Source organism: Nocardia sp. CC213A (assembly GCF_030766805.1).
Taxonomy (GTDB): Bacteria; Actinomycetota; Actinomycetes; order Mycobacteriales; family Mycobacteriaceae; genus Nocardia; species Nocardia otitidiscaviarum.
On the sequence record NZ_JASFXA010000001.1, the window covers coordinates 564,304 to 576,745 of the forward strand.

The 12,442-nt window shown below is 69.7% G+C and carries 12 protein-coding genes; 7 read left to right on the plus strand and 5 right to left on the minus strand.

What is annotated here, in order from left to right; genetic code table 11:
* Nucleotides 1–522: 522 nt before the first annotated feature.
* The 4 genes from QJS31_RS02625 (at nt 523) to QJS31_RS02640 (ending at nt 3,595) form a co-directional block, all read left to right on the plus strand.
* On the plus strand, nt 523–1,575 hold the full coding sequence (locus QJS31_RS02625) for an alpha/beta fold hydrolase (RefSeq protein ID WP_282779468.1): 1,053 nt from the start codon (nt 523–525) through the stop codon (nt 1,573–1,575).
* A gap of 37 nt (nt 1,576–1,612) precedes the next feature.
* A complete protein-coding gene (locus QJS31_RS02630) occupies nt 1,613–1,813 on the plus strand; it encodes a hypothetical protein (protein WP_282779466.1) in 201 nt (66 codons plus the stop codon).
* Nucleotides 1,814–1,878: 65 nt separating this feature from the next.
* Nucleotides 1,879–2,982: an agmatine/peptidylarginine deiminase gene (locus QJS31_RS02635; protein WP_372341512.1), complete on the plus strand. Its 1,104-nt coding sequence runs from the start codon at nt 1,879–1,881 to the stop codon at nt 2,980–2,982.
* Nucleotides 2,983–3,019: 37 nt separating this feature from the next.
* Complete coding sequence (locus tag QJS31_RS02640; protein ID WP_282779462.1) at nt 3,020–3,595, plus strand: TetR/AcrR family transcriptional regulator; 576 nt, start codon at nt 3,020–3,022, stop codon at nt 3,593–3,595.
* An 87-nt stretch (nt 3,596–3,682) separates the two neighbouring features.
* On the opposite strand, the gene QJS31_RS02645 is transcribed toward QJS31_RS02640, so the two are convergent.
* A complete protein-coding gene (locus QJS31_RS02645) occupies nt 3,683–4,549 on the minus strand; it encodes a hypothetical protein (RefSeq protein ID WP_051037385.1) in 867 nt (288 codons plus the stop codon).
* A gap of 465 nt (nt 4,550–5,014) precedes the next feature.
* On the opposite strand from QJS31_RS02645, the gene QJS31_RS02650 reads away from it, so the two are divergent.
* Together QJS31_RS02650 and QJS31_RS02655 are read left to right on the plus strand one after the other, a co-directional pair.
* Complete coding sequence (locus QJS31_RS02650; protein WP_282779459.1) at nt 5,015–5,257, plus strand: hypothetical protein; 243 nt, start codon at nt 5,015–5,017, stop codon at nt 5,255–5,257.
* A 63-nt stretch (nt 5,258–5,320) separates the two neighbouring features.
* Nucleotides 5,321–7,342, plus strand: coding sequence for a serine/threonine-protein kinase (locus tag QJS31_RS02655; RefSeq protein ID WP_306355864.1), 2,022 nt, complete (start codon nt 5,321–5,323; stop codon nt 7,340–7,342).
* Here the strand turns inward: QJS31_RS02655 and QJS31_RS02660 are convergent.
* Nucleotides 7,324–9,279: a cell wall metabolism sensor histidine kinase WalK gene (locus QJS31_RS02660; protein WP_282779457.1), complete on the minus strand. Its 1,956-nt coding sequence runs from the start codon at nt 9,277–9,279 to the stop codon at nt 7,324–7,326. The two genes, QJS31_RS02655 and QJS31_RS02660, sit on opposite strands and share 19 nt — an antisense overlap.
* The gene (locus QJS31_RS02665) at nt 9,266–9,958 is read right to left on the minus strand and encodes a response regulator transcription factor (RefSeq protein ID WP_282779455.1); all 693 of its coding nucleotides are present in this window, start codon (nt 9,956–9,958) and stop codon (nt 9,266–9,268) included. Before QJS31_RS02665 ends, QJS31_RS02660 begins: the two co-directional genes overlap by 14 nt.
* 122 nt (nt 9,959–10,080) lie before the next feature.
* Between QJS31_RS02665 and QJS31_RS02670 the strand changes: the two genes are divergently transcribed.
* Entirely contained in the window at nt 10,081–10,437 is a 357-nt protein-coding gene (locus tag QJS31_RS02670; protein ID WP_306355865.1) for a hypothetical protein, read from the plus strand.
* Between the two features lie 55 nt (nt 10,438–10,492).
* Here QJS31_RS02670 and prcB read toward each other — a convergent pair whose 3' ends face one another.
* Both prcB and QJS31_RS02680 read right to left on the minus strand, forming a co-directional pair.
* On the minus strand, nt 10,493–11,320 hold the full coding sequence (prcB, locus tag QJS31_RS02675; RefSeq protein ID WP_306355866.1) for a proteasome subunit beta: 828 nt from the start codon (nt 11,318–11,320) through the stop codon (nt 10,493–10,495).
* 103 nt (nt 11,321–11,423) lie between these two features.
* Nucleotides 11,424–12,392 carry a hypothetical protein gene (locus QJS31_RS02680; RefSeq protein WP_282778158.1) on the minus strand — a complete coding sequence of 323 codons (969 nt, stop codon included), beginning with the start codon at nt 12,390–12,392 and terminating at the stop codon, nt 11,424–11,426.
* Nucleotides 12,393–12,442: the final 50 nt, after the last annotated feature.

Sequence of the window (12,442 nt, forward strand, 5' to 3'; positions counted from 1 at the left end):
AGAAGGGGGCGATCCGGCCGGGAATCGCGGCGACGCTCGGACGACCGCGCGCGGACCAAGATTGCGAGCAATTCGCCCGCGACCGCCGATCCCGCCGCGAGCCCGTCACCGCGAGCGGATTCGACGCCGAGAAAATCGACCCCGTGCGGATTCACCTCGTGCGGATTCAGCCCGCGCGGGTTCAGCCCACGTGGGTTCACACCCCCGGCGCGGGTTCACCTCGTGCAGATCACCTCGTGCGGATCACCTCGTACGGATTCACCCGCGCGGCTTCAGCCCACGTGGGTTCAGCCCGCGCGGGTTCACACCCCCGGCGCGGGTTCACGCCCACGTGGGTTCAGCCCCGGCGTGGGTTCGACGCCGTCGACCCACACGCCCGCGTGCGGTGAATTACAGTGGCGGACAATGCGATAGCACGTCCGGCAGGGGGTTCCACGACCCGAACAGTTGCCTGTTATCGTAAGTTACATCTTTTCCAGGCGGTACGACCTCCGCCGATCGAGAGGGATCCACACCCGCGCCATGAATCCGGTGATCACCACGAACCTGCCCGTCGCACTGCGCAACGGCTGGGCCCTGACCTTCGGCGACGGCATCGAAGCCCCCGCGCGCACGCCCTCGACCGTGCTCTACGACCTGCCGCACCGGCAGCTGCGCCGCTTCGACCGCGACACCCCCGCCCACGGGAATCCGGTGCTGCTGGTGCCGCCGCTGGCCGTGGACGCCTCCTGCTACGACCTGCGGCCGGGCCAGAGCCTCGCGCGCTTCCTGCGCGACAGCGGTCGGCAGCCGTACGTGATCGACTACGGCCGCATCACCGCCGCGGACCGCGACCTGGGGTTGGAGGAGTGGGTGGACGATATCGTCCCGACCGCCATCGCCCATATCAGCGAGCTGCACGACGGCGCGGACGTCGACCTGATCGGCTGGTCGCTGGGCGGCATCATCAGCCTGCTCACCGCCGCCGACCACGCCGATCTGCCGATCGGCTCGGTCACCACCCTGGGCTCGCCCATGGACTTCGGCCGCAACCGCCTACTGGCACCGGTGCGCATGGTCGCGAAGCTCACCGGCGGGCGGGAGATCGCCTATGCCACCCATCTTCTCGACGGCATCCCGGCGTTCTTCGTCCAGGCGGGATTCCGAGGCATGTCCCTCGGCCGGGAGCTCACCCGCCCGCTGTTCATCGCCCGCAATGCCGGACACACCGAGGCGCTGGCCCGCATGGAGGCCATCGACCGCTTCATCGCCACCATGCCCGGCTACCCCGGACGTCTCTACCGCCAGCTGTACAGCCGCATCATCGTCGGCAACCAGCTCGCCCACGGCCGCGTCCACCTGACCTCCGGCCGCGTCATCGACCTGGCCAAACTCACCTGCCGCGTCCTGCTCCTGGGCAGCCGCTCCGACACCCTCGCCCCCGCCGCGACCATCGAACCCGGCGTGGACGTACTCACCGGAGCCGCCGAAGCCCGCTTCGCCGACCTCCCCGGCCTCAACCACCTGGCCCTCGTCGCCGGCCCCCAAGCCGCCACCACCACCTGGCCCCTGATCGACGAATTCCTCGGAACCTAGCCACACCGCCTCGCTCGCACTCGGCCACGATGGCGGAATGTTCACCACCGCATTCCTCCAGCATTCCGGCAAAGGCCCACTCCGCCACGAGGAGTCGCTGTTGGAGACAGGGCTGCGGCGGCGCGGGATCCCGGTCGAGTACTACACCGTCAAGCGCATCCACCGCCCGTGCACCGAGCCGGTGCCGCGGCGGTGGCAGCAACTGCTCGCAGGTCGCGACGACTCAGTCTTTGACTGAAATTTCAGTCAGGCCGTAGGGTGGGTGTGTATTCAGACGAGAAATCCCAGTTCGAGGAGATGGCGATGCGGCGGCGTGAGTTCGTTCGGGCGGCCGTTGGCGCGGTCGGCGGGTTCGTGGTGGGAGGTTGTGGAATGGGCGGGAACGACGTGGGGTCCGAGGCGGGCGGTGGGTGGATGATGCCCGAGGAGGGGCGGCGGCATGTTCGGACGTGGATGTCGTTCGGGGCCGGTGAGCGGGTGTACGGGGCGGAGTTGTTGCCGCTGGTGCGGCGGGATCTGGCGACCATCGCCACCACCATCGCCCGGTTCGAGCCGGTGTCGATGCTGGTGCGGGCCGAGGAGATGGAGCTGGCGCGGGGTTTGCTGGGCGGGGCGGATATCGAGCTGATCGAGGCGGAGCTGGATGATCTCTGGATGCGGGATACGGGGCCCGTGTTCGTGTCGGGAGATCGGGGGCGGGCGGGGGTCGACTTCAATTTCAACGGATGGGGCGGCAAGCAGGAACATCGGCGGGACGCGCGGGTGGCCGGGGCCGTAGCGGAGCATGCCGGGGTGGCGACGCTGCGTAGTGAACTCGTGATCGAGGGCGGCGGGCTGGAGGTCGACGGGGAGGGAACGGCGATCATCACCGAGAGCTGCGTGCTCAACGACAACCGGAATCTGGGGTGGACGAAACAGGAGGTCGAGCGGGAGCTGGCCGCCGTGCTCGGGATCACGAAGGTGATCTGGCTGCCGGGGATCGCGGGCGCGGACATCACCGACGGGCACACCGACTTCTACGCGCGCTTCGCCCGGCCGGGCGTGGTGGTCGCCGGGCTCGACAACGACCCGGACTCCTTCGACCACGACGTCACCCGCCGCCACCTGGAGATCCTCCGCACGGCCACCGATGCGCACGGCCGCCCGCTGGAAGTCGAAGTGCTGGAAGGTCCTTCGACCATCCGCGCGGAGTGGGCGGACGACGATTTCGCGGCCGGGTACATCAACTTCTATGTCTGCAACGGCGCGGTGATCGCACCGGAATTCGGTGACCCGCGCACGGATTCGGCCGCCCGTTCGACACTACGACGGCTGTATCCGGACCGTGAGGTGGTCCAGATCGCCATCGACGCCGTCGCCGCGAGCGGCGGCGGCATCCACTGCACCACCCAGCAGGAACCCGCCTGAGCGGTCTACCCCTCCCCTACCCCTACAGTGAGGACCCGTGTCGGAGCGTCGAATTCAGATTCTGGAAGCCGCGGTACGCGTAATCGCACAGGATGGCGTGCGAGGATTGCGCGTTGAAAAACTCGCCGCCGCGGCGGGCGTCTCGACGGCACTGATCTACTACCATTTCACCGATCGTGCCGGCATCCTGCATGCCGCTCTCGAACACATCAACCACCGCGCCGTGGATTACACCGAACGCGCACTCGCCGAAACCGATCCGCGCCGCCGACTGGAACAGGTACTGCTGCTCGAACTCCAGGACACCGACGAGGTCCGCGAAACCAGTGTCGCCTGGGGTGAATTGCGCGCCAGCGCGGTATTCAACACCGACCTGCGCGATCCCCTGCGCGCCACCACGGACTCCTGGAACGTCGATATCGAAACCCTCATCCGCGACGCCCAGGACTCCGGCCACCTGCACGCCGGAATCGACGCCGCCGCCGCGGCCGAACGCCTCACCGCCCTCACCGAGGGCCTCAGCGAACGCTGGCACAGCGGCTCGCTCACCCTCGACCGCGCCCGCGAACTACTCAGCGGCGCAATCACTCTCGAGCTCGGCACCGCACGGTGACACAGACGCGGCATCGCCGATCGACACAATGCCGTCACACAGCACGACGCCATCACACAGCACACTCCATTGGCACAGCGCCGCGACTCAGCGCAGCAGATTGATGATCTTCCGGTAGGCGGCGCGGGTCTGTGGTGAAAGCCGCGACCAGGTGACGGGTCCGCCGGTGGCCAGATGGGTGTCGTACGGGATCTCGGTGACCGCCCGCACGAATTTGCCCAGATAACGTCGCGCGTGCTCGGCCACCGAGGGTCCGTCGTGCGGATGCTGCCGGGTGACGACGATGACGGATTCGGCCAGGTGGTACTGGCTGTAATTGTCGTCGAGCCAAATCAGTGCGGGTTTGAGCCGATTCACCGCATCGGCCCGCGCGGCCAGCGTGATGACCAGCGCGATCCGGGAATCGGAGAGCAGCGGCGCGAGCATGCGATTGCTGACCGGCGATCCGCCGTCGTAGACGGGCAGACATCCGGCCGAGCACAGGTCGCGGTGCACCGAGGCGTAACTCTCCCGCCGGGGTAGTGGTTCCGGCCCCCGGGGCAGCACTCCGAAGCGGGCGCTGTTCTCCCCCGAACTGTCGAGCACCGACGGCGCGAGCCCGCGCGGGCTCATATTGAGCCAGGTCTGCACGGTGCCCGCCGGATCGATGGTGTCGCATCCGCGCCGGGCGAGGTCGCCGCCGGTGGGCGTGGCGTCGACCACGATGGGTGAGCGTTCGCCGTAGTCGGAGGCCGCGGCGGCCGCGAGACCGATGGCGGTGGTGGTGGTTCCGGCGCCGCCGGAGCTGCCCATGACGAGCACGGCCGGGATGGTGGCCCACAGCAGGAATCCGTCCCCGCCGTGCACGCGCACCAGGTCGGTGGGCGATCCGGGCGGGGCCGGTCGCAGCAGCAGCGACAAATCCGTTGGGGCGGAGGACAGATCGGCGGGTTGGTCGGGGAATTGGTCGAACACTCGGGATTCCTTTGTGCGAGCGACATCCGGTTCTGCGGAATCGGCATGGTCACCGCCTCGCCGATGAGAGCGGTGACATCCATCGCGTGAACGATCCGCGGCGCGCGTGAGCACGCGAAGAATGGGCATTTCAGCGTCGGTCGACTCGTCCCCCCGGTCGACACCCACACCGTGTCGACGAGATCCCCTGCGCTACGAGTTCTCGATGCAGTCCTGCGGTTCCGCGCCCGTGCACCCCCACTGTCGATACACATACCAAAAGAATTGCAGTGCAACGCCTTTCAATGTCGCCAGATACTACACGAATCGGGCGAGCGCGACAGTTCTACGCGAAACTCATTCGGATGAATCATCGATCTTGCGACACGCCCGTGTTACAGGATGGACGGGTGTGGCGCGTTTGAAATTCTGAGCACAAGGGAATCGCTGGAACATACCTCCCCACGCAGGATCGAGGAGTATTCGATGACCCGCACGATCCCTACCCGCGCGCGTCCTGATGAACACGTTCTCATCGACAATGTCGACGGTTCGAGACTGGCGCTGTTGCTGATGGGCGTCATCGGTCTCGCCTGGACGCTCACCGCCTCCGACGCCGATGCCCACGGCTGGATGGTGGCGGGGCTGGCGGTGACCGCCCTCGCGGTCGTCACCGGCATCGGTACGGCCATCGAGCGGCGCCGACACCGTGGGAGTCGCAAACGCTGAACCTGTTTCGGGAATCGCCGTCCCCGGGGCGCGGCGCGCGGACGGTGGTCGTAGGCTGTCGCGGTGAATTCCGGGCGGACAGTGGTCGACGGGCGATTCGAGTTGCTCGAGCCGCTCGGCAGCGGCGGAATGGGCACCGTGTGGCGGGCCTACGACATCGCGCTGCATCGTGAGGTGGCACTGAAGGAGGTGCGCACCGACGCATCGGACGGCACCGCGAGTTCCGGCGGCGCGCAACGAGAGCGAGTGTTGCGCGAGGCGCGGGCGCTGGCCCGCATCGGGCATCCGAATGTGGTGGCGATCCATCACATCGTGGATGCCCCGGGCGCGCATCCGTGGATCGTGATGGAGTTGGTGCGCGGCCGCAGTCTCGCCGATCGACTCGCCCAGGGGACGATGAGCCCCGAGCAGGCGGCGCGGCTGGGTCGCGGGATTCTCGCGGCGCTGCGGGCCGCCCATGCCGTCGGCGTCCTGCATCGCGATATCAAACCCGCGAATGTGCTGCTGCGCGAAGACGGTTCACCGGTGCTCACGGATTTCGGCATCGCGGCCATCGACGGACTGGACGGGCTCACCGCCACCGGCAATGTGGTCGGCTCGCTGGATTACGTCGCCCCGGAACGCCTGGACGGCCAGGAGGGCTACCCTGCTTCCGATCTGTGGTCGCTGGGCCTGCTGCTCTACGTGGCCGTGGAGGGCTATCACCCGCTGCGCCGGGAGAGCACGGTCGGCACGCTCGCGGCCGTGCTGAAAGGCGAAGTGCCGCCGCCGCAACGGGCGGGGGCGCTCACCACGGCCCTGGCCGCCCTGCTCGTCCCCGACCCGCACCGGCGGCCGAGCGCCGAACAGCTGGACTGGCTGCTGGCCCAGGCCGCGAGCCCGGACGCGCTGCCGTACCCGCCGCCCGCCGCAACACACCTACCGCCGACCACAGCCCGATCCGCGACGCAGGCACCGCCGGCCGTACCGAACGCATCGCGCACGGGCCAGCTCGCGCAGCCATCCGACCCACACGCACAGACGTCCAGTCCGCACGCACAGCCAGCCGCCCCGACTCCGGGGCCACCATCACAGACGTCCGGCCCGCACACAGAATCTCCAGGGCCATACCCGCAGTCGTCCGGCCCGCACACACAACCACCGGGGCCATATCCGCAGCCACCCGGCCCGCACGCTCGAGCAGCCGGACCGAGCCCACGGTCCTTCGGCTCGCACGCAGGGCGGCCCGGTTCGTCTCCAACCCCGGTCACGCCCGATCCGCCGTTCGCATCGGGATCCGACTCCCCACCACAGCACGCGAACCCGCCGTACTTCGCACGGGGAACGTTTCCCCGGCAACATCATTCGCCGCCGATCGCGCCCGGCCACGGCTCCCCTGCGGCCACAGCGGCCACGGGGACGACCACCCTCCAGACCAGCGGTACCGGCGCTGTCCCGGCACCTCGGCGCGGCGGCCGCTGGAGCCGGGTCGGCCTCGGGACGGCGGCGGTGGTCGCGCTCGTGATCGCCGCGCTCGTGGTGCGACCCGGATCTTCCACACCCGGCGCGGATGCCCCGGGTACGCCCGTACCTTCGATTCCCGCCACGGAACCGCTCACCACCGAACCGCAACCGTCGCAGCCGGGGCCGTCGGTGGACCTGCTGACCCCCGACGGCATTCGTCAGGCCATCGCCGCATTCGAACAGGCCAGCGGAGGAGAGGAATTCACCGAGGCCACCTTCTACCCGACCTACGCCAGCACCGGCATTCTGCTGGGCGACCAGTCCAGACGCTACGACGCCTACACCTACCGTGACGGCGTGGCCAGCCGTCAGGGGCCGGGCGGAACCCTCACCGGCACCGAGACCACGGTGCGGCTGAGTTCGATCAACTGGGACATCCTTCCGGATCTGCTGCGTGCCGCCGATGCGCAACTCGGTGTGGCCGACCCGACCTCGCGCTATCTGATCATCGATCCGGCCTGGACCTTCAACAGCGACCGCCCGACGATCATGGTCTATCTGAGCGACGACTACGGCGGCTCCGCCTATCTCGCCGCCGATCTGGACGGCACCGTCGTGAAGGTCTACCCGCGCGAGAACTGACCGCGCGGACCGGACGCCGGGTCCGGTGCAGACAAGGGCAGCCGGAGGCGGATGTGTGCGCCGCGTTCGGAGTCGGCGACGGTGAGGGTGCCGCCGTGCAGGGTGGCGATATCCCGTGCGAGGGCCAGGCCGAGGCCGGTGCCGCCGGCCGCTCGGGTGCGGGCGGTGTCGAGGCGGGCGAAGCGTTCGAATACGCGCTCGCGCTCGGCGGGCGGTATGCCGGGGCCGTCGTCGCGGACGTCGAGTACCGCGTGCCCATCGGTCGCGTGCAGGCGCAGGGTGGCGCTCGATGCTGCGTGGGCGTCGGCATTGTCGAGCAGGTTGGTGAGCAGTCGGGCGAGGTGGGTGCGATGGCCCGCCACCACGGTGTCGTCGTCGACCGCCACCGTCCAGGTGGTCGGGCCGGGTGGTCGACGCTCGGTGACCTCGCGGACGAGTTCACCGAGGTCCAGGGGCGTCAGTGGGAGCTCGGGGCCGGTGTCGAGCCGCGCCAGGGTGAGCAGATCGGTGATGAGCGCTTCCAGTCGATCCAGATCCTCGAGCGCCCCGGCCGCCACGTCGGGCCAGTCGGCGCGGTCCGGATAGCGGGCCGCCACCTCCAACGGCGTCCGCACATTGGCCAGCGGACTGCGCAGTTCGTGCGAGGCGTCGGCGACGAACTGCCGCTCCCGCCGGGTAGCCTGCTCGAGCCGACTCAGGGTGTCGTTGAGGGTGGCCGCGAGGCGCGCGATCTCGTCACCGGTCCGCGGCACCGGCACCCGGCGGCCGAGATTCTGCGCGGTGAGCCGCGCGAATTCCCCGCGAATGGCCTCGACGGGCCGCAGCGCCCGCCCGGTGGCGAACCAGGTCGACGCGGCCACCAGCAGTAACAGCAGCGGTGCGGCCACCAGCAGCAGCCGCGTGGTGGCGGTGGTCGCCTCCCGAATGGACTGCGTCGACGCGTCCGCGGTGACGGTGACGTCCCCTTCTCCGCGCATGGCGACGGTGGCCGACTGGGTGCGGGTCGCCAGCGGGGTCGGCCCGACGAAGACGATCCGGCGCACCCCCGCATCCCCGGTCGCCGGACCGTTCGGGAGGGCCGGAAACGGAACGGCTGGCGACATCGCCGGGACTGGCGCAGTCGGCGGGGCGGAGTAGGAAGCACCCGGTGAATTCGGCATCGAGGCAGCGGTGTCCGCCGGTCTCGGCGCGATAGCCGCCCCGCGCGGTCCCGAATCCGCCCCGTGCGGTACCGACTCCGCGCCAGGCGGTTCCGAACCGGCACCGTGCGGGACCGAATCCGCCGCACGCGGAGTCGGGCGCGGTGCGCTCGGATCGGCCGCGCCCGAAACGGGCGCACTCGGCTCGGCTACACCTGGTGCGGTCGCTCCCGGCGAGGTCGGGTCCGACGTTGCCGCACCCGATGCGGTCACACCCGGCTCGGACCGCGGCGGCTCGGAGCCGGGCGAGGTCGGCGAGGTCATGGCCGGGGCCGCCAGCACCTCCCCGTCCGGTGCGTCGACGCGGATGGTGACGGCCCGGTCCACCAGCGGTAGCGGGGCACCGTCGCGCAATGCCACGGCGGCCACCCCCAACTGGCGGTGCAGCATGTCGTCGACCCGGGCGGTGAGGCTGGTTTCCACGTAGTGCACGGTCGCCCAGCCCGCGGCCAGCAGGGCGATGGCCACCACCAGGGTCGCCGCCGCGGTGGTGCGGGCGCGTACCGATACCGGTCGCCAGCGCCACCTGCGGTCCTCCTCAGAGCCACGACCCAGCCCAGACCTACCGCCGCGCCCTGAAGCACGATCCATGACCGAGTCGCCGTCGGTCCCGGGGTCGCGGTCGGCCCCGGTATCGCGGACAGCCCTGGCGTTGCGGTCGGTCACGGAGTCACCGTCGGCCCCGGCATTGGGGTCGGCCCCGGAGTCAGGGCCGGGGGCGGCGTCACGGTCGATCATGGGTGCCGCCTTCCGCGACGAGTCGGTATCCGTGCCCGCGCACGGTGCGAATGCTGTTGCGCCCGAAGGGTGCGTCGATCTTGCGGCGCAGCGCGCTGATATGCACTTCGACCACGTTGGAATCGCCGTCGAAGGCGAAATCCCAGCCGCTGCTGAGCAGTTCACGCTTGGACACCAGCTGGCCGGGTCGGCGCGCCAGGATTTCCAGCACCGAGAATTCCTTGCTGGTGAGGGCGATATCGCTGCCCGCACGTGTACAGATGCGGGTGGCCGGGTCGAGGGTGAGGTCACCGACGAGCAGCAGTGTCGGCCGGGGTGCGGGGCGGCGGCGCACCAGGTTGCGCAGCCGGGCCAGCAGCACCACGAACGAGAACGGTTTGGTCACGTAGTCGTCCGCGCCGGAGTCCAGCGCTTCGGCCTCGTCGTGTTCACCGTCCTTGGCGGTGAGCATGAGGATGGGCGTCCAGTCCCCCGCTGCGCGCAGCAGCGCGCACACGCGGTAGCCGTTGAGTTCCGGCAGCATGATGTCGAGCACGATCACGTCGTAGTCGGCGGTCTGGGCCATCTCCAGCCCCACCCGGCCGTCCCCGGCCAGATCGACCGCCCACCCCTCGGCCTCCAGCCCGGAGCGCAGGGCTCCGGCCAGTCGCGTCTCGTCCTCCACCACCAGTACTCGCACGCGGCGATCCTGACAGGCCAACCTGAAGACGTCTTCAGCTTCCTTCAGGAAGTCCTCAGCCGTACCCGGCCAGAGTCGTCAACGTTCCGGATGGTCCGGAGCGACGATTCGAGGGAGACGATATGCGTTCCAAGCTTTCCACCCGTGCGGCCGCCGTGGCGGTAGGTGCGGCGACCCTGCTCACAGCCGGTCTGGGCGGTATGGCGGTGGCCGCCGCGCATCCGGCCGAGCTGTCCCCCGGGCCGAACGTCACCGTGCAGCGCGACGGCGAGCGGGTGGTGATCGACCGCGAGGGCAATCGCGTTCCGCTGCCCCTCGATGGAGAGGGCGTCATCGTGCAGCGCGACGGCGACAAGGTGATCATCAAGCGTCAGGGTGCGCCGGATGTCGTCGGCGTCCCGGCCCTGCCCGCCGTACCGGGGATGGTCGCCCCGACCGCGCCCCTGGCCACCGCGCCCAGCACCGGTTCGGCGGGCTGACATCGCCGCGTGCGTCCGTCGCCCGCGGCGATGGACGCACGCCGTCACCGACCCCTCAGCCCCCGTTGGCGGCGACCCGCTCGTCCACCAGATCGCGGGCGATGCCCATCAGCCGATCCTCGGAGATCTCCCGCGCCCCTTCGGCATTCACGACGACCGAGGTGGGATAGATGCCGCGCACCACATCCGGTCCGCCGGTCGCGGTATCGTCATCGGCGGCGTCGAACAGCGCCTCCACGGCGATGCGCAACGCCCGGTCCTCGTCCAGTCCGGCACGGTAGGTCTTCTTGAGCGAGGATTTCGCGAAGACCGAGCCCGATCCGACGGCGGCGTACCCGAACCGCTCCTCACTGCGCCCGCCCGCCAGGTCGTAGGACACGATGCGCCCGGCCCGGTCCGGGTCGGTGATCGACGGGTCGTAGCCGACCAGCACCGGCACCACCGCCAGATCCTGGAGGGCGGCGGGCAGGTTGTCGCGCACCATCTTCGACAGTTTGGTGGCCTTGCCGTCGAAGGTCAGGGCCACGGTCTCGATCTTCTCGTAGTGCTCCAATTCGACCGCGAACAGTCGAATCATCTCCAAGGCCACCCCGACCGTGCCCGCGAATCCGGCGGCCGAATAGGTGTCGGTGATGAAGACCTTCTCCATATCCCGGGTGGCCAGCAGATTTCCCATGGTGCCGCGCCGGTCCCCGGCGATCAGCACCCCGCCGTGGAACGACACGGCCACGATCGTCGTCCCGTGCACGGCGATCTCCCGCCCGAGCGGCTCGCCGCCGAAACCGTTGCCGGGCAGCAACTCCGGTGCGTGTCTGCGCAGATAGTCGGAGAAGGACGACCGGTTGTACCCGGTGTCGAGCGGCAGGCTGTCCGCGGCGGTCATCGGGCCTCCTCGGGAACGGCGTACGTCGGTATTCGTCCCTCGACGCTACCGCCTCGCAGCACGGGCCGCCGCGTGCCGCCCGAAATCGCACGGGATGGCGCGGTCAGTCGCGCACCCACCCCCGCTCGACGAACAGCGGCACGAACTCGACCGGAACGAACAGTCGGTCCTCCGCGAACGGGATCTCGTGATAGCGCGCGGGCGCGAGCAGCCGATCGTCTCCGGCACGCAGGTCGATGACCCAGCGATCCGGGCCGGGCCGGGACAACCCCGTCGGCCCCACCACGCTGCGGCCCAGGAACCGCAGCTCGGATGGCAAGAGCGCCAACGGATCCGCCTCCTGGAATATCCCGATCCGTGCCGCGCGTGCGGCGGCCACCGCCTGCCGCGCCCGGTCCAGGCTCGGATCCGTGATCGGCTGTCCCGGCACGGGCACCGCCGCGACCGTGCTCGGCTGCTTCCGGAAGGGATTGATATTGGGCCAGATGAAGTACGGCACCGCCCAGCCGCCCGCGAGCATGCGCTCGTTGTAGCTCGGCGGGCGCGGCGGATTCGGCACATCCATATTGAGGTAGGTGAGGAACCGTCCGTACCGGTCGAAGATGTCCGCGGCGAAGGCGAGGAAGAATCGGAAGTCCGCCGTGCTCGCCGCGCTGGCGGTGCGGTCGGTCTCGATGAAGCCCTCCAGCGCCTTGGTGGCGGCGCGGGCGTGCCGAATGTGGTTGGCGGCGCAGTCCGGTCCGGTGCGCGCCCGCAATCCGGCCTCCAGCGCCGCGGGCAGCGGTGGATCGAAGGGCGGCAGTCCGGCCGCGAGCGGATCGGTGAGAAACCCCTCCCACGCGGGCGACCCGATGGAATGGAACCGATCCGGATCGGCGGGCAGCGTGAAGCTGACCTCCGGGGTGTCCATCCCGAGGAACCGCGTACTGATATTGCCCTTGGGGTGCACGGTGACGGTGTCACCGTCGTGCACGGCCCGCGCCACGCTCATCGCGGTGCCGTCGGACCCCAAGCCGAGACCGGCGTGGGCGATGATGAACCCGGCCCTGGTCTGCTCCACTGCTTTCGCCATGACGCCCTCCGACAAACGCTGTCGACGCGACCCCCGCGCCGCCCCGACCG